Source organism: Pararhizobium capsulatum DSM 1112, from assembly GCF_030814475.1.
GTDB classification, from domain to species: Bacteria; Pseudomonadota; Alphaproteobacteria; order Rhizobiales; family Rhizobiaceae; genus Pararhizobium; species Pararhizobium capsulatum.
Genome location: NZ_JAUSVF010000002.1, coordinates 136,259 through 158,167 on the forward strand (window position 1 = coordinate 136,259; position 21,909 = coordinate 158,167).

General features: G+C 60.4%; 18 protein-coding genes and 1 pseudogene. 11 read left to right on the forward strand and 8 right to left on the reverse strand.

Annotation, left to right across the window (positions count from 1 at the left end):
* Nucleotides 1–54 precede the first annotated feature (54 nt).
* The 4 genes from repC (QO002_RS21140) to QO002_RS31140 form a co-directional block, all read right to left on the reverse strand.
* A complete protein-coding gene (gene repC / locus QO002_RS21140; protein ID WP_307233685.1) occupies nt 55–1,269 on the reverse strand; it encodes a plasmid replication protein RepC in 1,215 nt (404 codons plus the stop codon).
* A 153-nt stretch (nt 1,270–1,422) separates the two neighbouring features.
* On the reverse strand, nt 1,423–2,406 hold the full coding sequence (repB, locus tag QO002_RS21145) for a plasmid partitioning protein RepB (RefSeq protein ID WP_307233686.1): 984 nt from the start codon (nt 2,404–2,406) through the stop codon (nt 1,423–1,425).
* Nucleotides 2,403–3,599, reverse strand: a complete 1,197-nt coding sequence (gene repA / locus QO002_RS21150) for a plasmid partitioning protein RepA (protein WP_370878582.1) — start codon at nt 3,597–3,599, stop codon at nt 2,403–2,405. Before repA (QO002_RS21150) ends, repB (QO002_RS21145) begins: the two co-directional genes overlap by 4 nt.
* Before the next feature lie 368 nt (nt 3,600–3,967).
* Complete coding sequence (locus QO002_RS31140; RefSeq protein WP_442417771.1) at nt 3,968–4,093, reverse strand: hypothetical protein; 126 nt, start codon at nt 4,091–4,093, stop codon at nt 3,968–3,970.
* Between the two features lie 506 nt (nt 4,094–4,599).
* On the opposite strand from QO002_RS31140, the pseudogene QO002_RS21160 reads away from it, so the two are divergent.
* Nucleotides 4,600–5,222: pseudogene (locus tag QO002_RS21160) on the forward strand (thiolase family protein); the annotation flags it as partial.
* Between the two features lie 293 nt (nt 5,223–5,515).
* On the opposite strand, the gene repB (QO002_RS21165) reads toward QO002_RS21160, so the two are convergent.
* Together repB (QO002_RS21165) and repA (QO002_RS21170) are read right to left on the reverse strand one after the other, a co-directional pair.
* Entirely contained in the window at nt 5,516–6,568 is a 1,053-nt protein-coding gene (gene repB, locus QO002_RS21165) for a plasmid partitioning protein RepB (RefSeq protein WP_307233688.1), read from the reverse strand.
* Nucleotides 6,569–6,610: 42 nt separating this feature from the next.
* Nucleotides 6,611–7,825, reverse strand: a complete 1,215-nt coding sequence (gene repA, locus QO002_RS21170) for a plasmid partitioning protein RepA (protein ID WP_307233689.1) — start codon at nt 7,823–7,825, stop codon at nt 6,611–6,613.
* A 537-nt stretch (nt 7,826–8,362) separates the two neighbouring features.
* Here repA (QO002_RS21170) and QO002_RS21175 point away from each other — a divergent pair.
* From QO002_RS21175 to QO002_RS21215, 9 genes are all read left to right on the forward strand, one after another.
* Nucleotides 8,363–9,130, forward strand: a complete 768-nt coding sequence (locus QO002_RS21175) for a LamB/YcsF family protein (RefSeq protein WP_307233690.1) — start codon at nt 8,363–8,365, stop codon at nt 9,128–9,130.
* The gene (locus tag QO002_RS21180) at nt 9,123–10,883 is read left to right on the forward strand and encodes a 5-oxoprolinase subunit B/C family protein (protein ID WP_307235001.1); all 1,761 of its coding nucleotides are present in this window, start codon (nt 9,123–9,125) and stop codon (nt 10,881–10,883) included. Before QO002_RS21175 ends, QO002_RS21180 begins: the two co-directional genes overlap by 8 nt.
* Nucleotides 10,884–10,887: 4 nt before the next feature.
* Nucleotides 10,888–12,597 carry an acetyl/propionyl/methylcrotonyl-CoA carboxylase subunit alpha gene (locus QO002_RS21185; RefSeq protein WP_307233691.1) on the forward strand — a complete coding sequence of 570 codons (1,710 nt, stop codon included), beginning with the start codon at nt 10,888–10,890 and terminating at the stop codon, nt 12,595–12,597.
* Nucleotides 12,598–12,875: 278 nt separating this feature from the next.
* Nucleotides 12,876–13,736 (forward strand): urea carboxylase-associated family protein, encoded by an 861-nt coding sequence (locus tag QO002_RS21190; protein WP_307233692.1) that lies wholly within the window; start codon nt 12,876–12,878, stop codon nt 13,734–13,736.
* Nucleotides 13,737–14,246: 510 nt separating this feature from the next.
* On the forward strand, nt 14,247–15,494 hold the full coding sequence (gene repA / locus QO002_RS21195) for a plasmid partitioning protein RepA (RefSeq protein ID WP_307235003.1): 1,248 nt from the start codon (nt 14,247–14,249) through the stop codon (nt 15,492–15,494).
* A 2-nt stretch (nt 15,495–15,496) separates the two neighbouring features.
* Entirely contained in the window at nt 15,497–16,576 is a 1,080-nt protein-coding gene (gene repB / locus QO002_RS21200) for a plasmid partitioning protein RepB (protein ID WP_307233693.1), read from the forward strand.
* A gap of 623 nt (nt 16,577–17,199) precedes the next feature.
* Nucleotides 17,200–18,468 (forward strand): plasmid replication protein RepC, encoded by a 1,269-nt coding sequence (gene repC, locus QO002_RS21205; RefSeq protein WP_307233694.1) that lies wholly within the window; start codon nt 17,200–17,202, stop codon nt 18,466–18,468.
* A gap of 84 nt (nt 18,469–18,552) precedes the next feature.
* Nucleotides 18,553–18,786 (forward strand): AbrB/MazE/SpoVT family DNA-binding domain-containing protein, encoded by a 234-nt coding sequence (locus tag QO002_RS21210; protein WP_307233695.1) that lies wholly within the window; start codon nt 18,553–18,555, stop codon nt 18,784–18,786.
* Nucleotides 18,783–19,187, forward strand: coding sequence for a type II toxin-antitoxin system VapC family toxin (locus tag QO002_RS21215; protein WP_307233696.1), 405 nt, complete (start codon nt 18,783–18,785; stop codon nt 19,185–19,187). Before QO002_RS21210 ends, QO002_RS21215 begins: the two co-directional genes overlap by 4 nt.
* A 28-nt stretch (nt 19,188–19,215) precedes the next feature.
* Here QO002_RS21215 and QO002_RS21220 read toward each other — a convergent pair whose 3' ends face one another.
* Entirely contained in the window at nt 19,216–19,428 is a 213-nt protein-coding gene (locus QO002_RS21220; RefSeq protein ID WP_307233697.1) for a hypothetical protein, read from the reverse strand.
* Nucleotides 19,429–19,713: 285 nt separating this feature from the next.
* Between QO002_RS21220 and QO002_RS21225 the strand changes: the two genes are divergently transcribed.
* The gene (locus tag QO002_RS21225; RefSeq protein WP_307233698.1) at nt 19,714–20,565 is read left to right on the forward strand and encodes a calcium-binding protein; all 852 of its coding nucleotides are present in this window, start codon (nt 19,714–19,716) and stop codon (nt 20,563–20,565) included.
* A gap of 29 nt (nt 20,566–20,594) precedes the next feature.
* On the opposite strand, the gene QO002_RS21230 is transcribed toward QO002_RS21225, so the two are convergent.
* Entirely contained in the window at nt 20,595–21,626 is a 1,032-nt protein-coding gene (locus tag QO002_RS21230; protein ID WP_370878583.1) for a site-specific integrase, read from the reverse strand.
* Between the last annotated feature and the right edge of the window lie 283 nt (nt 21,627–21,909).

Below are 21,909 nucleotides of genomic sequence, written 5' to 3' on the forward strand. Positions count from 1 at the left end.
AAGAATTTGCCAGAGCTTTTCGCGTTCGAAGCGATCTGAAAGCAGAAAGTTCAGCTATCCAGCCTTTCTGGCCCCATGCCCGTTGGCTCGCAGAAGCGCCATGATCATCGGCCCCAGCGAGAATTCCTCGCGCTCTGCCCGGCGTGTCAGGTCGCGGAGATATCCACCGGGCGAATTGATATGTCTGGAGCGTTCCAGAATGCAGGCGATAGCCGCCGCGGCATTTTCAGGACCCAGGACTTCGCAAGCCCGCTGATAGGCACTGGGGCTAACTGCCAGCATGGAACGGACCACGACCGCAGCCGTTGTCAGGTCACGCCAACTCGAAACCTTGCCCCCTGGCCCGTAGGCCCAAATCTCCGGGCAGGCTGAAAGAACTACAGAAAGGGGAAATACCTTTTGCGGTTCGTTCAACCGTTTCGGCTCTTCCACTGGTTTTGCGCAGTCTTTTGGTTCAAAGCGAGGTTCAGATTCAGTAAGAGGTTGTGTATCTGAATTCTGTATGTGCCAGCCATTTTGGGCGTCATTGCCGTCCGTATTGTCAATTTTTACTTTCAATTCCAGCCGGTTAACGACTTCTTCGCGGAACATCTCCATTTCTTCGAGGATGGGAGCTATTTCCGCGACGCCGCAAGCGCGGGGTAGGGAGTAAACGAGGGTACGAAACTGGAGCTGAATGCTGCCCCAATCGCCAAGTGCCCCCTCGTCCATCGCTGTTTCAATTAGCTTGGCAATATCCCTCCGGCAGAGCGAAACACGCTCCTTGAGGCGTTGAAGTTGCAGGCGCTGCCTCGAAACCTGATCAGCCAGCGTCAGAATTTCCGTCATCCGGGCCAACAGCGGCGCAAGCGAGAAGCCGAATGCGTGATTAATTTGGCCGGCAATGTCCTTGCGGGCATAACGTTTTCCGTTCGGGCTATCCTTGCGGGTGAGTAGCCCAGCTGCGACCAGGGCCGCGAGATGGCGCCTGAGCGTCGTTTCAGCCATACCGTGGGTACGCAATGAAAGCTGCGTGTTCGAAGGAAACACGACAAGTACATCCTCGGCCGAGAGCTTAGTATGCGGATGGAAGCTCAGAAGCGCGTTGAGCACTGACAGCGCGCGATCGGAAATACCGAGCAAAGGCTTTGCCTCGCACAGCGCCCGAAATAGTTTCCATTTGTCGATCGATGCGTCTGTATCGACCTTGGCTGCGGCGATCTGATTCGACAGCATGCCAAGCGTCATCGTCCGCCGCCCAAAGGGCGTCGAGACATATCCCGTTTCCATATCCTTCACCTTTCACGAGGCAAAAGAAATTCGATCACCAAAAACGGTGCCAAGACTCTTGACTATGATTCGCGGAAATGGGATTCTCTAATTGCTACATACAGAGAAGGGCTTCCACGACGGCAACGTTTGGGGGCCTTTTTCTTTTGCGGGTTAGTCTCCTGATTGTTTCTGTTTGAACTCGGTGTAGAGCGTATCAAGCTTTTCAGCCACGAATGCGCCGAAGCTTGTCGCGTCCTCAGCCTTGAAGGCGAGCGTATAGGAGCGGCCACCGCTGCGGATATCGGCAGCAATCCGCCCCGAACCATCCGCCGTCCAGCGCGTCGCAGTGTTCTTCTTCGAAGCCTTGTCGGTCAGATAGGCAAAGACCAGCTCGAATCGCGTATCCGAGGTGGCTGTCTTGAACGACGGCGCTGTCACAACGCTTTCCAACGAACTGTTGGGACGTGAGGGAACCAGCTCCGCGAGAGCAAGCCAGCGGCGGCGGCCGATCGAGGGCGCATTGCCGATCGAATGAACCAGCCGATGCGGGATCTGGCGCACGACGGAAATCATCTTGGAAAGCTCGGTCTTGTCGGTGGACAGCGCCTGCATGACAATCGGGCGTTCGAAGCCGCGCTCCTCGAGCGCATAGGCAAAGAGCGCGCGCTCGATATAGGACAAATTCTGGCGTGCGGAATTTTCGATGCCCTGGGCAACGACCAGCTCGCGATCTTCCAGCGGGCGGATGATAGCTTTGACGGGTCGCCCGAGAAGCTGGGCTGCCTGCAGGCGACGATGGCCATACGCGACCTGATAACGATTCGGTTTCGACGGGTGCACGCGCACGAGGATAGGTACTTCCTGCCCACCCTCGGCAATCGAGCGCACCAGCTCGTCATCAGGCTCGATGGCATCCTCGCCCATGCGATCGCGAATGAAGGAGGCGTCGATCGTTTTCGGATCGAGATCGACCACCTGCTCGCCTGCGCGGATCGCCTGCTTGAGAGCGTTGGTTTCCTCTTCCATGCGCCCAAGCGTCAACGCCATGGTGCGCACCGGGCCGGCCGGATCGCGGCGCTCTTCCTCGGAGTTGGCCGCGGCCAACTCTTCGACGGCCTCGTCGAAAATGTTCTTGAGCCGATCTTTCCTGCTCATGACCGCCCCCATGCCCGGTGGATGCTGGACAGCACTTCAGCATTGGCCGCATTCACCGATTCCAGCGCACGGTCGTAGGTCGACTTGCGCACCTGGCCTTTTTCAATTTCGTAAAGTGTCTGCTTTGTCAGGCCCGCATCGGCAATCGAGGTTGATTTCAGGATAGTTGCCGTCAGCACGTCGGTTCCGAAGAGATTGCGCAACAGCGCGACGATCTGTGACTGCGGCGCATCAAAGGGTTCGTGCCGGGTCACGACATATTTGACGAAATCATGGGTCAGATCGCCGCCAGCCTTGCGCACAACAGACAGCAGATCAGACGTCATCAACAGGAACTGAGACATGGAGGCGACATCGACCATTTGCGGATGGATGGTGATGAGAAGCGACGTTGCGGCGCAGACGGCGCCGAGCGTCAGATAACCGAGCTGTGGCGGGCAGTCGATAATGACTATATCATAGTCCTGCTCCACTTCGGCGATGGCAAGGCCCACGCGCTTGAAAAACAGCGTATCCGTGCCGCCACGACGATCATGAAGCGCGCCGGGTGTCTCGTGTTCGAACTCCATCAGTTCCAGATTGCCGGGAACAAGATCGAGCCCATCGAAATAGGTCTTGCGGATGATATCGGACAGCGGCCGGCGCTTGGCGTCGTCATAACGGATCGCGCCGTAAAGCGTATCGCCCTCTTCAAGATCGAATTCTGGTTGAACGCCCAGCAGAGCCGAAAGCGACGCCTGCGGATCGAGATCGATCGTCAGCACACGGTAACCTTGGAGCGCGAGATATTGTGCGAGATAAAGCGCCGTCGTGGTCTTTGCCGAGCCGCCCTTGAAGTTTGTCACCGCAATCGTCTGCAGTCGCTCGCCCAAACGGCGGTGCGGCATATAGCTTAGCGCGTCCTTCGGCTTGATCGACGCCATATGTTGGCGAAGTTCGTTAATCTGAGACAGTGTATAGGAGCGGCGGCCGTTGCTGGTGAGCCGTGGGGTCGGCCCCTTGCCGTCGAGTGACAGCTGACGCAGGTAGCCGTCGGACACGCCGATAAGCTGGGCGGCCTCGCCGGAGGAAAACGTTCGAAGTGTTTTTGAGGAATTTGGCGGAAACAGCCGTTCTCGCAGCAGCTTGAGCTGCTTCGATAGCTGCCTGGCATGCCGCTCGATGCGGATGTCAGTCGTCGCGACGGTTTCCATGTTCACGCGGCTAGTTTCCTTTGATGCGGTTTTAAGGCGTGATGCACTCAAAAACCGTATCGAAAACATGACACGATTCGGATGTGGCGGCAAATAGCCGGGTAGCAACAATGACTCCGGCTATACGTTGAGAAAACCCTATTCTTTTATTGGCTTCGACAAGTGGATTGCACGCATTGCGAGTCGCCAGCAGACTCTATCCGCAGATAAGACATACGGAGCAGCGTCCTCGCACGTCACCGGGCGAGAATCGAAAGCGCACAATTCAGCGCAACACCGCCTTCAGTGCAGCCTTTGCCTCCAAAAGCAGCGCCAGGTAACGATCCCGCAGATCCTCCCCTGCCGTATGGGCAGCCGGCGCGCCGATATTAAAGGCGACAACTGTGCCTCCCCCTGTCGTTTTCCACCGGAACGGCGATCATACAGAGGCCTATCCCCAGTTCTTGGTTGATTACGGCATAGCCCTTAAGCGGAATTTTTGCGAGCTCCTGCATCAACGGGTCGGGATCGATCTTGGTGAACGCCGTCTTTCCTGCAGGTCCAATCTCGGCAAGATCGCCCTCGCCTCCCGTCAGAGCGGCAAGGAGACCGCGCCGTGAAGGGCGCAATAGGCTGGCAAGCACAAGTCCGTAGTCAGGTTGACCAACATGACCCGCTTCAAGGCCGCACGGGCAAAATACTCCACCTTCGTGCCATCCTGTACAGAGGGGCAGGCGCTCTGGCCTGCCTGTTGGGAAAGCTGATGCGGGGGGCTCGATAATCGTCGGCAGCGCCGTGGCCTCCAGATAAGAACGTACGAGCCACGAGATGCACGGTGTCAGCGCGAAGAGCTTGCCATGGTAGTCGGCACAGCCGAGCTTGGCCAGCAGCGAGCAGGCAAGCTTCTAGCGGGTTTCGCCAAGCGCCTCGATCGCCGTCAACCCCGAGCATAACAACTGACGAAGTCCGTTGCTTGCATACGTCATCTCTCACATTTCATTCGCATTATGTGCGGCATCTGTCCGCCGCGCAGGAAAATGGGCGACTGGCGAAGGAAATCGACTCCGTCACCATCCCCCAGCGCAAGGTTCACCCGATTGTCGTCGGCAGGGATGAACAACCGCGTTCCACGACCATTGAAACGCTGGCCAATCTTGGCACTCTCTTTAAGAAAGAAGACGGCACGTCGACCTCCGGCAACGCCTCCGGCGTGAACAAGGCGCTGCCGCACGGATCATCGCTTCGGAAGCGGCTGCGAAGAAATACAGGCTGGCGCCGGTCGCCTGCATCCTGGGAGGGTGCGACCGGCGGCGTGCCTCCGCGCGCGATGTGCATCGGCCCGGTTCCGGCATCACGCAAGCTGATGGGACGCCTCGGCATTTCCCAACACCCGTTGGAAGGCATCGAACTCAGCGAAGCTTTCGCGTCGCAGGCCCTGGCCGTCCCGCCCGAGTTCGGCATCACCGACGATGATGCATGCGTCAATCGCAACGGTGGCGCGATTGCACTCGGCCATCCGCTCGGCATGTTCGGGACGGATATCACCGGCTCGGCAGCGCTGGAACTGCAGTCGGTGGTCGCTATTCGCTCTCGACGATGTGCGTCGGTCTCGGGCAGGGGATTGCGATCGCGCTGGAGCGGATGTGGGACCTACACCGGTTTTACGACAGTGATCGCACTTCGCCGCCTCCACAAAATCGGGACGATTTCTCGTCTGCCGACAATTGGAAACGTTAGGGGCCGCGCGACGATCTCCCTCTTATCCCCAGCAGGTAGAGCACGCCCGAGTTGCCGGCGAAGGGGTGTTGACCACAGATTCTGAGCCAGCCGCCCTATCCAGCATTGTGCGCCGCCTTCCGCGCTGGGAGTAAGCGGGCCTATCCGTTTTCGAATTATCTAAAACAGAACGGCCGGGTTATCCCCGACCGTTAGGCCTCTCAAACTCTCTCGGATGCTACGCCTGAAGGTCTACTTCGGAATGCGTCCTTCTCGAATGCCTCATACATCCGTTCGAGATTTTCGGTCAGGTAGGCTCCGAAGGCGGAGATCTTGTCCGAGCGCAGAGCAAATGTCACCTGTTTGCCATCATCGACGATCTTGGCGGTCAGCGTGCCGGCGGAATTCTGCCACGCACGCGCGGCCCTGGACACCTTAGCCGGCTTTGCCGGGCTCGGCTCGCGCTTCGTCAACGCCTCGACAAGCTCGAACCGACGATCTGGATCCGCGTCGAGAAATGCTGAGCTTGCTAATAAGGCGCGGGCGGTCTCCACAAAAGCGCCATCATCAAACAGCGCCGACAGATCATGCCAGCGGTCTCGACCAACGCTTCTTGCTGCCTCCAGTGCAGCCAGCACATCGGCGGGGATACGCCTTGTGACCGAAAGCATCTTGGAGACGGTCGTCTTGTCGGCGCTGAGTGCCGTCATGATCGTCTCGCGATCAAAGCTGAGCCCCTCCAGCCGATGGGCGAACATCGTGCGCTCGATGAAGGAAAGATCGGCGCGAGCCGAATTTTCCTGCCCCTGGGCGATGACGTGGTCGCGGTCGTCCAGCGCCTTGACGACGGCCCGGACGGGACGGCTAAGCACGCGGGCGGCGCGGGCACGCCGATGGCCGAAGGCGATCTGATAACGGCCGGACAGTATCGGGTGAGGGCGCACGAGAATAGGCGAGTCCTGGCCGCGCTGTCGGATCGCCTCAACCAGCTCCTGAAACCGCTCATCATCGCCGCCGAGGCGGTCGTTGACGAAGGAGTTTTCGATCAGCGCCGGATCGAGATCGATGACCGTCTCTCCATTCGCGAGCTTCTCCTCCAGTTGTTTGGCGCTCTCTGCCCTAGCGGACAGCGCGTCTATGCTTCGCGTGACGGCACCCAGCGCACCGATACCCTTGAAGGAAAGGGCCTGAGCCTCAGCCGGAGCTTCCGAGTTTACCGCGGTAAACTTCTTGCTGTCGTCCATCAGTCCGGACAAAATGTTCTTACGCGCCATGCTTTTCTCCTTTCCGCCAGTTTACTGCAGTAAACTTGCCCGTCATTTCCGTCCCCAGGCCTTATGGACGAGATCGACGATCTCGTTGTTCACGCCCTCCATGGCTTCCATCGCGCGATCATAGGTCGTGCGGGTGAAGGCGCTGCGCTCCACCTCGTAGAGCGTCTGGTTGGTGAGCGAGGCATCCGAGATCGCCACGCTCTTCAGCATCGGATTGGTCAATACATGGTTCTTGAACATAGAGCGCATGAAGGCGACCATCTGGGTCTGTGGGCCGTCCTGCGGATCATAACGCGTCACCAGATAACGCAGCCAGTCGAGGTTCATGTCGCCGCCTGCACCCTTCAGCGTGTTCAGCACCTCGCCGAGCATCTGCAGGAACTGGCACATGGACATGACGTCGAGCATCTGCGGGTGCACGGTGATCAGGATCGCGGTGGCGCAGCAGATTGCGCTCATCGTCAGGAAGCCTAGTTGCGGCGGGCAGTCGATGACCACTACGTCGTAGTCGTCGGAAACCGTACTCAGCGCCTCGTCGAGGCGAGCGAAGAAAATCCTGCCGTAATCGCCGGCCTGGCCCTGGGCGAGGACGTGCGGCGTGTCGTGCTCGAACTCCATCAGTTCCAGATTGCCCGGCACGAGATCAAGATGTGGAAAATTCGTTTTGCGGATGATCTCTTTCAGCGGCCGTCGCTGGTCGTCATAGCGGATGGCGCCGTAGAGCGTCTCGTTCTCCTGCACGTCGAATTCCGGCTGGAACCCATGGATAGCCGACAGCGAAGCCTGCGGATCGAGGTCGACGGCGAGAACACGGTGGCCGGTCAAAGCAAGATGTTGCGCGAGGTGGGCCGCCGAGGTTGTCTTGCCACTGCCACCCTTGAAGTTGACCACAGCGATGACCTGCAGATGATCCTTCTCACGACGGCGCGGGACATAATGCGTTCCCGGTCGAGCGTTCTGATCGAGAAACAGCCGCATTTCCTCCATCTGCTGCGCCGTATAGGAGCGGCGACCCGAGGGCGTGACCTGGGGGAGGGGACCCTTACCCTCAAGGGAAAGGTTGCGCAGATAGCCGCCGGTAACGCCGAGAAAACGGGCAGCCTCGGCCAGCTGGAACTTCCGCAGGCCTTTCATCGCGACCGGAGGGAACATCTCCGTTCGATGCTGCTTCAGCTTTTCGGACAGTTCCTGCGCCTGGGCGATGATCAGCTGGTCCATTTCGGAGATGGCTTGTCCGGCCTTCACGGCGAATGTCATGGAAATCTCTCAGATGCGATTTTGATCGTGATTTAAACTCTAAAGCGCATCTTGCTAATTCGCTCGCACATTGCAAGAAAAATTGGGCTAACAAGAGCAAAGCGCCAACTACGATTTTATAAATTTCATTCGGCGATCGGATGCACCAAGCTCAACCTGTGGCGTCATGACCGCTGCCCGTAGTATCGGCATAGCGATGAGCAAGCAGTTCGATCCCCTTGAGGCGTCACCATAACGCGATCACCCAACTGGGGGCATGGAGACAGCAAAAAGCCGTGCTCCTCAACCCCGCGGTAGGGAACTAGAGCAAAATTCGTCTATTGATTAGAAGTCTCGCTGTTTTTGAGCGATAAGAATACGCCAATCAAGGACGAGTGTACGGCAACGGCCGTGCGACAATAGATCAGAACCGCAGTTGCCAACGTAAGAAATCTATCTATGGAACTAATATGACGGCCGATCCCAATTGAGCTCTCAAGGTACCACAACACCGGGCATTTACTCCTCAACAATCCAGGATTTCGAACGGGGTTGGACATGACAAGCATCGATCTCAATAGCGATCTGGGCGAAGGTTTCGGCCCATGGCCGATGGGCGATGACAACGCCATGCTGGGGATCGTTACCAGCGCCAATATCGCCTGCGGCTTTCATGCGGGCGATCCCGCGGGCATCCTGAAGGTGCTGAAGGTTGCGGCCGAACGTGGGGTCGTTGTCGGTGCCCATGTTGGCTACCGCGATCTCGTTGGCTTCGGCCGCCGCAACATGGACCCGTCGAGCGAAGAGCTGGTCGCTGATACGATTTACCAGATCGGGGCGATCAAGGGGCTGGCGAAGGCGGCGGGAACAACGGTTCGCTATGTGAAGCCGCATGGTGCACTCTATAACACCATTGCCTATGACGCCCGGCAGGCGGCCGATGTCATTACCGGCATCAAGGCTGTCGATCCGCAGCTGATCCTGATGGCGCTGGCCGGTGCGCCCATCGTCGAGCAGGCGCGAGCGGCTGAGCTTACCGTCGTCTGCGAGGCCTTTGCCGATCGCGCCTACAATGCCGACGGCAGCCTTGTCAGCCGCCGCCTGCCCGGCTCGGTCATCCACAATCCCGCCGAGGTGGCCGCGCGCATGCTGCGCATGGTCAACGAACAAAGCATCGTCGCGATCGACGGCACCGTGATTCCCCTTGAGGCACAATCGATCTGCATCCACGGCGATACCGCAACCGCCGTTGCCATCGCGTCCACCCTGCGCGACACGCTTGCTGCGCGTGGCGTGACGCTGAAATCCTTTGCCCACCATGGGTGAGCGGCTGCGTTTCCTGCCTGTCGGGAGCGACAGTGTTATGGCCGAGCTTGTCGATCTCGAGACGACGCTGACCCTGCTCGACCGGCTGCTTGCAAATCCACCGGAAGGCGTCATCGAGATGATCCCGGCGGCGCGAACGGTGATGATCCGCTTCGACCCGCTGACGACCGATCGTGCCCGCCTTGGCGCCTTCATTCGAGGCCTCGATCTGACGGAGCGCAGCGCGCGCCGGGGCGATCTGTTCGAGATACCCGTGACCTATGACGGCGAAGATCTGGGCGATGTTGCCGACATCCTCGGCTGGTCGGTCGAAGAGGTGGTGCGCCGGCATACGGCCGCGACCTATACGGTGGCCTTCACCGGCTTTGCGCCGGGCTTTGCCTATATGACGTCGGATGATCCGGCCTTCGACGTTCCGCGCCGCAAGAGCCCGCGGGTACGCATTCCGGCAGGTGCCGTGGCGCTCGGCGGCAAATTCGGCGGCATCTATCCGTCCGACAGTCCCGGCGGCTGGCAGCTTCTGGGCCGCACGCCGCTTGCGATGTGGGATACGAGCCGCGCGCGGGCAGCGCTCCTGGCCCCGGGCGACCGGGTACGATTTCGGGATATGGCGAAGGGTGTGGTAGTTTCGGGCAGCTTACTATCCTTGCCTCCCCTTGCCTCCCCTCCTCTCTCGGAGAAATTTTCGGATGTGCCGGTTGGTGAGATCGGTACTCCGCATTACCCCCCTCTGTCAGCGGAGCTGACAGAGGGGGGTAATGCGGCAAGCTCCGGACGCATCAGGCCTTCCGTTACCCTCCCCTCCTCCGGAAAATTTTTTCTGCAACAGAACGCCCTCCACGTCATCCGCGCTGACCGGCCGGCGCTGTATCAGGATTTCGGCCGCGCCGGTCGTGCCGATCAGGGCGTCGGCCAATCCGGGGCGCTGGACCGGGCGGCGATGCAGGAGGTCAATCTTGCGCTCGGCAATCCGCGCGATGACGCCGTGATCGAGGTGACCTTCGGTGGCTTTGCCGTCAGGGCAGATGGCCCCGTGACATCAGCGGTCTTCGGAGCTCCCTCCCCTCTGGTCATCCGCACCGCCGACGGGCGCGACATCAATGCTCCTTTCGCGAAAGCTTTCGCCCTCGATGCCGGCGACACATTGACGCTTGGCATCCCGTCGGAGGGCATGCGCAGCTATCTCGCCTTGCGCGGCGGCTTCGCCGTCAAACCGGTGCTGGGGTCCGCCTCCACCGATACTTTATCCAAGGTCGGGCCGGCTCCGATTGTCGCTGGCGATGTCCTCGTCCCGGCCAATGGGAGGACCATCGCCGTCGATCCCGCCCGTCCCCTCCCCCCACGCCTGCCGCGTACGGGCGAGACGGTGACGCTCGACGTTATCCTTGGCCCGCGCACCGACTGGTTCACGGCCAATGGGGTTGAAACCCTCCTGACGCAGGAATGGTCGGTGACACCGGAATCGAGCCGTGTCGGCATGCGACTGTCCGCCTCCTCTCCCATCGAGCGGCGTGATCAGGCGGAGCTCCCTTCGGAAGCCACCGCCATCGGCGCGATCCAGGTGCCGCATACCGGCCAGCCCGTGCTGTTCCTCGCCGATCATCCGCTAACCGGCGGTTACCCGGTGATCGGCTCCGTGGCGCGCCATCATCTCGATCTTGCCGGGCAGATCCCGATCGGTGCCCGCATCCGCTTCAATCCGATTTCCGGTTTCGACCCTGAAGATGCCGAGACCGTCTCACACGAAAGCTGAGCGCATGAAAAAACTGCTGATCGCCAATCGCGGCGAAATCGCCATCCGCATCGCCCGCGCCGCCCGCGATTACGGCGTTTCCTCGGTCGCGATCTATTCGGATTCCGACGCGTCCTCCCTGCATGCGGAGCTTGCCGACGAGGCCTATGGCCTGGGCGCCGGCCGGCCAGTCGATACCTACCTGAACATCGAGAAGATCATCGCCATTGCCCGGCGTGCCGGTGCCGATGCCGTCCATCCCGGTTATGGCTTCCTGTCGGAGCGCGCCGAGTTCGCCCGCGCGGTCATCGATGCCGGCCTCATCTGGGTTGGCCCGAAACCGGAGGTGATCATGGCGCTTGGCGACAAGGTCGAGGCGCGCCGCATTGCCGCAAAGGTCGGGGCGCCGCTGGTCAAGGGATCGGACGGGCCGCTGGCATCGGCGGCCGATGCCGTCGCCTTTGCCCGGCAGGCGGGGCTGCCGCTGGCGATCAAGGCTGCCTTCGGCGGCGGCGGGCGTGGTATGAAGGTGGTGCACCGCATCGAGGATGTTGGCGAATTGTTCGATAGCGCCGTGCGCGAGGCGATGGAAGCCTTTGGTCGCGGTGAATGCTACGCCGAACAATTTCTCGAAAAGCCGCGCCATATCGAGGCGCAGATCATCGCGGATAGCCATGGCAATACGGTGGTGCTGGGCACGCGGGATTGTTCGCTGCAGCGGCGCCACCAGAAGCTCGTGGAAGAGGCCCCTGCCCCGTTCATCACCGAAGAGCAGCGCACCCGTATCCACGATGCGGCCAAGGCGATCTGCGTGGCCGCCGGTTATACCGGCGCGGGAACGGTCGAGTTCCTGCTGTCGCAGACCGGTGTCATCTCCTTCCTTGAGGTCAATACCCGCCTGCAGGTCGAGCATCCGGTGACGGAGGAAACGACGGGCGTCGATATCGTCATTGAGCAGTTGCGCATTGCCGATGGCGTGCCGCTTTCCGTGACCGAAACCCCCGCTCCTGCTGGCCATGCCTTCGAGTTCCGCATCAATGCCGAGGACCCCGGCCGTGGCTTTCTGCCGACGCCGGGACTGATCACACGGTTTCGTGCACCGTCCGGTCCGGGCATCCGCCTCGACAGCGGCGTGGAAACCGGGTCCGAAATCCCCGGCCTCTACGATTCGATGATGGCCAAGCTGATCGTCACCGGGGCGACCAGGGAACAGGCGCTGGTCCGTGCACGCCGCGCGCTTGCCGAATTCAAGATCGAAGGCGTCGCCTCGGTCCTGCCGTTCCACCGCGCCCTCTTGGAGGAGCCGGCCTTCACCGGTGAGGATGGTTTCAAGGTGTTCACCAACTGGATCGAGACGGAATTTTCCGGCATCGAACCGTCTCGGCGGGTCGATCCGGTCGAGGGCGGGCTGGTGCGCAGCTTCATCGAGATCGATGGCAAGCGGCATATGTTGGGGCTTCCGTCGGCGTTGTTTTCCGGCGTTGCGGCACCTGCATCGGTGACAGCGGGAGTGCCGAAGGCAGCGGATGGCGCCGTCGTCGCACCGATTCCGGGCACGTTGCAGCGATGGTTGGTGGAGGATGGCGCTGAAGTCGCGGAGGGCGAGGTCGTCGCGCTGATCGAGGCGATGAAGATGGAGACACGGATCGCGGCACCGCGGGCGGGGCGGATCGGTCTGAAGGTCGAGGTCGGGACGGTGGTCGGCTTGGGGACGGAGATCGCGATGATTGGGTAAAGGGTCGGGATGGTCGGCTTGCGGCGGCGACTGTCGCTTCACCTCCTCCGTCAGCTACGCTGACATCTCCCCCTCAAGGGGAGATCGGGAGCGAGAGGCCGCATCCTGCCAATCTCCCCCCTTGAGGGGGAGATGCCCGACAAGACAGGGGGTGGAGCGGCATGGGGCCAATGCCTTTGAATGCCTCCGACGCTAACTTTGAAAGGGGATACGTTGTGACCGACAGGGCACCCGCATCATTCTAATTAATTGAATCAACGGTACAAACGGAATTCATCATGAAACCCTCACCCCTCACCCAGGCCCCACATGATGCCGTCGCCCGCAAGGCCATTGCCCCGGTCATCTGCTATCCCGTAGAGACCTTGCCGCGCCCGGATCTCGCTGCCTACCGCGGTTTGCGCGACGATCTCTTACTGGTCGATCGGGTCACCGTGCCGGCGCGGGACGCGGCCTGCTGGTCGGTACCGTCAGGGCATTTCTGCCGCATCCTCTGCAGCCAGGGTGCCCAGGTCGGTGATCTCAATCTGTTCAACGCCCATGATTTCAACGAGCGGCTTTACACGGGAAAAACCCGGGCGCTGAATGGGACCCATGTCGGGCTCGGCGACCAATTGTTCTCCAACATGCCCTATCTGCGCCCGATCGCCACGATCACCCATGATACGCTCGACTGGTATGGTTTCGATGAATTTGGCGGCTCGGTTCACGATGTCATCGGCACGCGCTGCGATCCCTATACCCACAATCTGCTCAGCCACGGCGGGCAATATCACCATTGCTGCCACTCGAACCTCACCCGCGCCTTCGCCCGCCAGACCGGCAAGCCGTTGGCTGAAGCCGAGGTCTTTATCCATGATGTGCTGAATGTCTTCATGTGCACCGGCTTCACCCGCGACACCGGACAATATTTCATGAAGGCGAGCCCGGTACGTCCCGGCGACTACCTGGAGTTCTTCGCCGAGATCGATCTTCTCGGCTGCATGTCGGCATGCCCCGGCGGTGATTGCTCGGCACAGCATTCGTCCGATGTGGCGGCGTGTTATCCACTGGAGGTGGAGATCTACAAGCCTGCCCGATTGCCGGACGGCTGGGCGTCGCCTGCCCTGAACGGATATGACGGGACGCATGGTCTCTGAAGGTGCGGCATATCCCATCTCCTCGCCTGCGGGGAGATGGGACGATCGCGTGCTAGCCTGAAACGAGGACGCTGAATTGACGAATTTTGTGTCGCCCGCTTGCATCTCGACGTCCCCGAAGCGTTTTTGCTCTTCGCCGGAAGCTTTGCCTCAGTTGACAGCTGTCAACTCCGAAGTTCGCAGGTCGTCGCGTTCGCCGCAACGCACTGAATTTCCTAGATTTTCCCGCAAAACCCCTTTCGTTAACCAAAAACTCCTTGACGCGACTCGTGCGGTCCGGCACCCTTTCTACGGAGTTTTACGGAAATATCTCTCTTCGGCGTAACTCGCTTCTTCGGCTGTAAACCGATCGTCCCCGCGTATTTACTCGGCGATAGAATCGGCTGACACTAAGGGAACGACGTCCGTCCAGCGATCGCGTGCCCGGTCAAAGCCGGGTTCGGTCCAGAGAGACGGAAAGGACGTTGTGACATGGATGAGGACGTGATCGAAAGATCCGGGGATTGGCAGATGGCCGTTGAGGCGGAAAGCAACAGAGCGGTGCAGGCCGGTCTTCCTGCCGACGAGGCGATCGCCGCGGATGCGCGCGCGCTGTCGCAACAGCTGAAGGCGATGCGCGAACGGCTTTTTCCGCCGGCCGCAAGAAAGACGTTGCGCAGCTTTACCTCGGGCGAGGCAGCCAAGCTGATCGGTGTCTCCGACGGGTATCTTCGGCAGCTGTCGCTGGCCGGCGAGGGACCGCAGCCGGAGACCGGCACGGCCGGCCGCCGCTCCTATTCGCTTGCCGATATCAATGCCGTGCGCCGGCATCTCGCCGATCAGGCGATCGCCAAGAAGAACGATGCCAAGGCCCGCTCCTATGTGAAATGGCGTGATCCGGCCCGTGGCGAGCATCTGCAGGTGATCTCCGTCACCAACTTCAAGGGCGGATCGGGCAAGACCACCTCCTCCGTGCATCTGGCGCAATATCTGGCGCTGGCCGGCCATCGGGTTCTCGCCGTCGATCTCGATCCGCAGGCGTCGCTTTCGGCCCTGTTCGGCTATCAGCCGGAGCTCGATCTTGACGGTAACGATACGCTGTTTGGCGCGATCCGCTATGACAGCAGCGATCGGCCGCTGAAGGAGATCATCCGCAAGACCTATTTCGACGGGCTTGATCTTGTGCCCGGCAATCTCGAACTGCAGGAATTCGAGCATGCGACGCCGCAGGCGCTGGCCAACCGCCAGAACGGCACGGAGGCAGGTCCGCTGTTTTTCGCCCGCGTGCAACAGGCCTTGGCGAGCGTTGCCGATGACTATGATGTCGTGGTGCTCGATTGCCCGCCGCAGCTTGGCTATCTGACGCTCTCGGCGCTCTGTGCCTCCACCTCGGTGGTCGTGACTGTGCATCCGCAGATGCTCGATGTCGCCTCGATGAACCAGTTCCTGTTCATGACGTCGGATCTCTTGAGCGTTGTGCGCGAGGCGGGCGGTGAGCTGAACTTTGATTTCCTGCGCTATCTCGTCACCCGCTTCGAGCCGAATGACGGGCCGCAGACGCAGATCGTCGGCTTCATGCGCTCGCTGTTCGGTGATCGGGTGTTGACCTCGGCAATGGTCAAGTCGACGTCGATCGCCGATGCCGGTCTCACCAAGCAGACGCTCTATGAAGTCGGCCGCGAGAACTTTACCCGCGCGACCTATGACCGGGCGCTGGAATCGCTGAACGCTGTCAACAGCGAGATCGAGGCGCTCATTCACACGGCGTGGGGGCGCTGACGATGTCCGGCGGAAACCGAAAAAATGAACTTCGCTCGCTGTTTTCCGGCGGGCCACTCACGCCCTCCGCGACACCTGTTCGTGCGCCCGAAACCAAGTCCCTGCCCGATGCTTCGAGCACACAGGGTGACGAGTTGACAGCTGTCAACAATTCCGGCCCTGACATCCCCCGTGCCTCATCCGGCGCCGTCAAGGCGATGGGTCTGACGCTTGGGGCGATCACCCGCGAGGCGGAAGAGGCGCGGCATCTGCGCCAGGCGCTGTCGGATGGCGAGCGCGTCCTGACGCTCGACACCGCTGTCATCGATCACTCCTTCGTTTCCGACCGCATGGGCGATGGAACGGAGGAAGACCCGGATTTCCTCGCGCTTGTCGAAAGTATCCGCGCGAGTGGCCAGCAATCGCCGATTCTCGTGCGCCCGCACCCGGCATCATCAGGCCGTTACGAGACAGCCTATGGTCACCGACGCCTGCGGGCAGCAACGACCCTCGGCATCAAGGTTAAGGCGATCGTACGGCCGCTGACCGATGACGAGCTGGTTTTGGCGCAGGGCAAGGAAAATGCAGAACGACGCAATCTCTCCTTCATCGAACGGGCGCTGTTTGCCACGGCGCTTGTTGCCCGCGGCTTCGATCGCAAGGTGGTCGGCGAGGCGCTTTCGATCGACAAGACGGAGCTTTCTCGCCTGCTGCAGGTGGCCGAGACCGTGCCGGATCGTCTTGCCCGGCTGATCGGTGCGGCGCCGAAGGCCGGACGCAATCGCTGGATGGTTCTGGCGGAATTGCTGGTTTCCGAAGCTGCGCGGGTTCGCGCCCTGGACGAGGCGACGAGCGAGCGTTGCCGTGCGGTCGACAGCGACACCCGCTTCGCCATGGTGCTGCAGCGGCTGCAGAGACACGTAAAGCCGGAGCCGGTTCTGCCGGAAGAGCTGAAGGACAGTGCTGGCAGGGTCTATGCCCGGTTGAAGCGTGGCAAGAGCATGCGCATCGAATTTGCCGCCGGCACCGACGACACCTTCTTCGAGGAGATCGCCGCGCTGGTGGCCGAGCGGTTCCGGGCGCGGGCAGGGAAGAGAACGTAGGTTTGTGCTGCTCGGCTCCACCCCCTCTGTCAGCTTTGCTGACATCTCCGCCTCAAGGGGGAGATTGGGTCGAGAGGAGACGATGAGGCAATCTCATTTCCGTAGGGATGAGAGATTGGGATGAGGGTTCACCTCCAGCGATCTCCCCCCTTGAAGGGGAAGATGTCAGCAAAGTTGACATAGGGGTAATCGCAGATGCGGTAGATGCGGAATATTCGGCCGGTCTGTGGAGGCGAATTGCTTCCTACCTCGACGGTAACAGGTTCAGGCACCAAAGGTCCAATGACCTACGGCGCTGAAGCAGACGGTGAGGCCCAGGCCTGCCGGGATTGAAACAATCTGAAAGGGAAATCAGAGCAAGAAAAAAGGCCTCCAAAACGTTACCATTCCGGAAGCCCTCTTCAATGTAGCAATTCGAGAGAATCACTTCCAACGGTCAAAGTCAAGAGTCGACGGCGATTTGACGGTTCGACAGCGGAGATGATTCCCTGAAAAGGGAATGATGTTCGTAGCGTGCGGATCCTGCGGCCACCTGGCGGCAGCGAGATGTGCGAACGCTTGTCTGTGCCCGCTCCAATGGTGCCTTTTTGCAGCCGCTTGCCCTGCCAAAGGGGATGATAGCGATGGAAAGACTGGCAACGACGCCGTTTGGCGGCGCGCCTTTGCGTGCGCAGACTTTTGCCCTGCAGACCCGGGTCGCCCGGCGCCAGGAGGCGTTGAAGGCGGGCGAGGGCGGCAATGACAATGGCACGGCCGACAAATGGCAGCTCATCCGGGCGCTGACGGAGGCGCGCGAGGTCTATGCACTCTCCGACCGCAGCATTACCGTGCTGGAGGCGTTGACCAGCTTCCATCCGGAGCGGACGTTGAATGGCGCAGAGCCGATTATTGTCTTTCCCTCCAACGCCGAGCTTTCGATGCGCACCCGCGGCATGTCGCCGGCAACGCTCAGGCGCCACATAGCCTTCCTGGTCGAGGCAGGTTTCGTTCTTCGGCGTGACAGTCCCAATGGCAAGCGCTTCTGCCGCCGCGACGATCACGGCCAGATGGAAGACGCCTTCGGCTTCGATCTCGCGCCTTTGGCGCTCGCCGCCGCAGACATCCATGCGGCAGCCGAGCGTGTCCGTGCGATCCGGCGGGTCATCGATCGGCTGCGCGCCGAGGTGACGCTGCATCTGCGCGATATTTCCAAGCTGATCTCCTCCGGGCTCGAAGAGGGCAGGGCCGGCGACTGGATGGGATATACGGCAGCATTGGCGAGCCTTTCCGGCCGTGTCCGGCGCAATGCCGACCAAGAGAGCCTTGAAGCGCGCCGTGAAGGTCTGATGTGCCTGCGGGCCGAGGTGGAGAACGCCTACCCGAATTCTCTCACGGAACAGGAAATGAGCGCCAATGACTCCGATTCCGAGCGCCATATTCAGAATTCAAATACAGACCAATATTTTGAAGAAAGCGGCAAAGAACTCAAAAATGGGGCGAAACCCGAAGTCGAAACCGAAACCGAAGTGGGGGTGAGACGGGCGCCCGAGGTGAAAACAGCGGAAGCGGATACCGGAACGGGTAGAACCAATGGTCTCAGCCTGAAGCGGTTCCTCGCACTTTGCCCGGAGATCGCAAATTACGCCAAACATGGCATCCGGACTTGGCGCGATGCAATGGAAACGGCGGAACTGGTGCGCTCGATGCTCGGGGTTTCGCCGGATGCCTGGGCAAAGGCCAAGACATCGATGGGCGACACGGCGGCGGCGGTGACGATTGCCTTCATTCTGGAACGGGCGGAAGGCATTCGTTCGCCAGGCGGCTATCTGCGTGATCTCACCCGCAAGGCCGAGAGCGGCCAGTTCTCGATTTCGCCCATGCTGAAGGCGCTCGCCAATACCAGGACAGAGTAACGCTGCCATGGTTCGGCGCAGGCGACATTGAAAAACCGCGACCGATGTAATACCTTCTGGAAAATAATCATTACCGAGGTTTTTATGAGCACGACCGTTACCACCAAGGGGCAGGTCACGATCCCGAAGCCGGTCCGCGATTTTCTCGGCATCCTGCCGGGGATGCAGGTCGATTTCCACCGCGCCGCCGATGGCACCGTGGTTCTGACCCGTGCCGACCAGAAGAAACCGGCGAGCCGCTTTGCCAAATTGCGCGGCCATGCCGGCGCTGGTCTCGATACGGATGCCATCATGGCGCTGACCCGCGGTGAGCCGTGACGCTCGTCGATACCAACGTCCTGCTCGATGTCGTCAGCAATGATCCTGTCTGGGCCGACTGGTCGATCGAGCAGCTGGAGGCCGCCGCCTTGCGTGGCCCGCTTCTCATCAACGATATCGTCTATGCCGAGCTTTCGGTGCGCTATGAGCGTGTGGAGAGCCTTGAGGACTTCATCGCGGAAGCCGGGATCGAAATGGCGCCGTTGTCGCGCCCTGCGCTTTTCCTTGCGGCCAAGGTCTTTACCTCGTATCGCAAGGCCGGCGGCGCCCGCACCGGGGTTCTGCCGGACTTCTTCATCGGCGCCCAGGCTGCTGTCGAGGGACTGGATCTTCTGACCCGCGATACAGCCCGTTATCGCAGCTATTTTCCGACCGTGAAGCTGATTGCGCCCGGGCGATAGCTAGCGGCCTGAGGCGGAGGACAGGGAGCTATTCGTCCTCGCCAATCAGCCCGTCGAAGACTTCGAGTAACGCGTTGACGATCGCCTGTCCCAACGCATTGCCGGTTTCGGCAATCTTGTCATCTACGCCGTCGCGGGCTGCGAGCGCCAGGTTGCCGCCCTGTTCGGCAACGATGGCGGAAGCGCGCTCGATTGCCCATTGGGCGAAATCGCTGCGGCTGGCGATAGTGGCGGTTTCCATGAGCTTTTTTCCTTTCAAGGTCGTTTGAGGCGGCAATAGCACGAGGTTTCCGGTTTTTGTAACGATGAAATACGGAGGATGACCTTCTGAGGGGCGGGAGGGGAGGGGTGAAACAGCGCTGTTTGATTGATACGTCGAATGAAAATAAATCAACAGTTGTGAATTTCATCCATTAATACTGCAAACGAAGAGAGGTTAACCAAGTCTTAACAGAGTTTCTTCGCCCCATTGATCACCAATATAGGTCTTCGCTAAGCTTGGTCACGTTTCAAAGAGGTATTTAAGATGGCAACGATTTACTTGGGCGATGATGGCAGCGGCGCGGATTTTACGAGTTTCAATTTTTCCTTTCTGAACGAATATACGAGCTACGCCTATTCCTTCAGCGGTGTCAGCGCTTACAGCGACGACAATAACAGAACCTATTTCCAGGGCGACAAGCTGATCTACCGGGGGACCGGCGGCGAAATCCTGTTGGACCCCACTGCCCAGGGCAAGGATATCTCGGCCATCGTCGGCGGCACCATCAAGGGCGTGGTCATCACCCAGAACGGTGTGAACATCGTGAGCGTGAGTGGCCTCAAGGTCTCGGCGGAAGCGCTCTACAAGGCCGTCACCTCCAATGACAACGAGGCGATCAAGAACATTCTGCTGTCCGGCGATGATGTGATCAATGGCACCCGCTACGCAGACATCCTTGAAGGACGCGCCGGCAAGGATACGCTCGACGGAAATGGCGGCCGGGACACGCTGAAGGGTGGTGCCGGTGACGACGTCCTTTTCGGAGGCGCTGCCGGCGATAAGCTCCATGGGCAGAGCGGAAACGACACGTTCGTCTACAACTCGCTCAAGGACAGCTACGGAACCTCAAACTCGACCCGCGATACGATTTACGACTTCACCAGGAGCGACAAGATCGACTTCTCGGCGATCGACGCCAATAGCAAGACCACGGCGGACGAGAGTTTCAGTTTCCTCGGCACCAAGGCCTTCACCCGCAAGGCCGGCGAGTTGCGCTATGAAAAGAAGGCGTCGGACACCTATATCTACGCCGATGTGAATGGCGACAAGAAGGCCGATTTCTCCATCCATCTGGACGACGCCGTCAGCTTGCAGAAGGGCTATTTCGTGCTGTAACGGCTTCCCCTTCGGGAAGGGGAGGGGCGCTACAGTCCCGATGCCTTGGTCAGGTTGATGCGGAACCGATCTCTTCGCCGTTGGTAGCGACGGGTCATTTCGGCCGAGGCGTGGCCGAGCTGTTTCTGGACATGGCGTTCATCGACCTCGGCGGAGGAGGCAAGGCCGGCGCGCAGGGAATGGCCGGAGAAGCGGAATGCACGCTCGCGCTCGGACAGATCGCCGCGCACGCCCGCGGCAATGGCAGCCTTCTTGACGAGACGGGCAACCTCCTGGTCGTTGAGGCGGTCTGCGCCGACGGCCTTGCCCTGTCCGGTGACCCGCCGAAACAGCGGACCATGGGGGATGCGGGCAAGGGACAGCCACATCTGCAGCGCGGCCACCGGGCAGGTGGCATCGGAGGAGCCGCGGCCGATTTCGACCTCGCGCCAGCCGGTCTTGCCTTTGATGGTGACGAGGATACCCTTGTCGAGGATTTCGACATAACCGCGGCCATCCTCGGTCTGGTCGCGACCGACATCCAGACCGACGATTTCCGATCGGCGCAACCCGCCGGCAAAGCCGAGCAGTAGCATGGCGCGGTCACGCAGGCCCCTTAACGTGCCCCGGTCGAGCGTTTCCAGCATGGCGATGACATCCTCGGCCATGACGGCTTCCTTCTGCACCGGTGGGCGGCCATGGGTGTTGCGAATGCCGGCGAGCACCGTGGCGATATGGCGGTCCTTGCGGTCGAGTGGCTGGCCGCGCTGGGTATAGTTCCAGGAAAGTGCCGCCAGGCGCCGTTCGATCGTCGATACCGAGCTGGGTTTGGTACCGGCGGAAACCGTACCGGAGGCAAGAGCCGTGATATAAAGCCCGACCAGCTGCGGATCCGGGGGGAGGGGAGACAGACCCTGCCGCCGGCACCAGCCGGCAAACTGCTTCCAGTCCGAGGCATAGGCCCGGCGCGTATTTCCCGAACTCGCAGCCTCGACATAGTCACGCGCGCGGCCGGCAAGATCGCCAAGCCGTTGCAGGCGGTTTGAATCTACCTCGACCGCTACCGGCAAGCTACCGGACATACCCTCGCTCTCTGGTATTGCTGCTGGCTCTTCGGGACGATTTTCCATGTTTTGCTCGACGAAAAGGCTGATTCCCTTATAAATAACATTATGAACGATAAGCCAATTATCAATCTTTATAATAAAATATCATGCTGTGCGGTTATCGGTAAAAATTTTGCATTATCCGCTCATGTGTTATCCGTTGTTTGCGGGGGCGAGCGGCAGCTCTCCGATGTTTGCTTTGTTGCCGGCTTGATCGCCAACGTCGTTTGATTGCAGGGAAGGGCACAGCAACGCGTGC

Excerpts from the sequence above, each read along its gene's own strand:
- repC (WP_307233685.1), bottom strand. The coding sequence starts at position 1,269 with ATGGAAACGGGATATGTCTCGACGCCCTTTGGGCGGCGGACGATGACG.
- repB (WP_307233686.1), bottom strand. The coding sequence starts at position 2,406 with ATGAGCAGGAAAGATCGGCTCAAGAACATTTTCGACGAGGCCGTCGAA.
- repA (WP_370878582.1), bottom strand. The coding sequence starts at position 3,599 with ATGGAAACCGTCGCGACGACTGACATCCGCATCGAGCGGCATGCCAGG.
- QO002_RS31140 (WP_442417771.1), bottom strand. The coding sequence starts at position 4,093 with ATGCAGGAGCTCGCAAAAATTCCGCTTAAGGGCTATGCCGTAATCAAC.
- repB (WP_307233688.1), bottom strand. The coding sequence starts at position 6,568 with ATGGCGCGTAAGAACATTTTGTCCGGACTGATGGACGACAGCAAGAAG.
- repA (WP_307233689.1), bottom strand. The coding sequence starts at position 7,825 with ATGACATTCGCCGTGAAGGCCGGACAAGCCATCTCCGAAATGGACCAG.
- QO002_RS21175 (WP_307233690.1), top strand. The coding sequence starts at position 8,363 with ATGACAAGCATCGATCTCAATAGCGATCTGGGCGAAGGTTTCGGCCCA.
- QO002_RS21180 (WP_307235001.1), top strand. The coding sequence starts at position 9,123 with ATGGGTGAGCGGCTGCGTTTCCTGCCTGTCGGGAGCGACAGTGTTATG.
- QO002_RS21185 (WP_307233691.1), top strand. The coding sequence starts at position 10,888 with ATGAAAAAACTGCTGATCGCCAATCGCGGCGAAATCGCCATCCGCATC.
- QO002_RS21190 (WP_307233692.1), top strand. The coding sequence starts at position 12,876 with ATGAAACCCTCACCCCTCACCCAGGCCCCACATGATGCCGTCGCCCGC.
- repA (WP_307235003.1), top strand. The coding sequence starts at position 14,247 with ATGGCCGTTGAGGCGGAAAGCAACAGAGCGGTGCAGGCCGGTCTTCCT.
- repB (WP_307233693.1), top strand. The coding sequence starts at position 15,497 with ATGTCCGGCGGAAACCGAAAAAATGAACTTCGCTCGCTGTTTTCCGGC.
- repC (WP_307233694.1), top strand. The coding sequence starts at position 17,200 with ATGGAAAGACTGGCAACGACGCCGTTTGGCGGCGCGCCTTTGCGTGCG.
- QO002_RS21210 (WP_307233695.1), top strand. The coding sequence starts at position 18,553 with ATGAGCACGACCGTTACCACCAAGGGGCAGGTCACGATCCCGAAGCCG.
- QO002_RS21220 (WP_307233697.1), bottom strand. The coding sequence starts at position 19,428 with ATGGAAACCGCCACTATCGCCAGCCGCAGCGATTTCGCCCAATGGGCA.
- QO002_RS21225 (WP_307233698.1), top strand. The coding sequence starts at position 19,714 with ATGGCAACGATTTACTTGGGCGATGATGGCAGCGGCGCGGATTTTACG.
- QO002_RS21230 (WP_370878583.1), bottom strand. The coding sequence starts at position 21,626 with ATGTCCGGTAGCTTGCCGGTAGCGGTCGAGGTAGATTCAAACCGCCTG.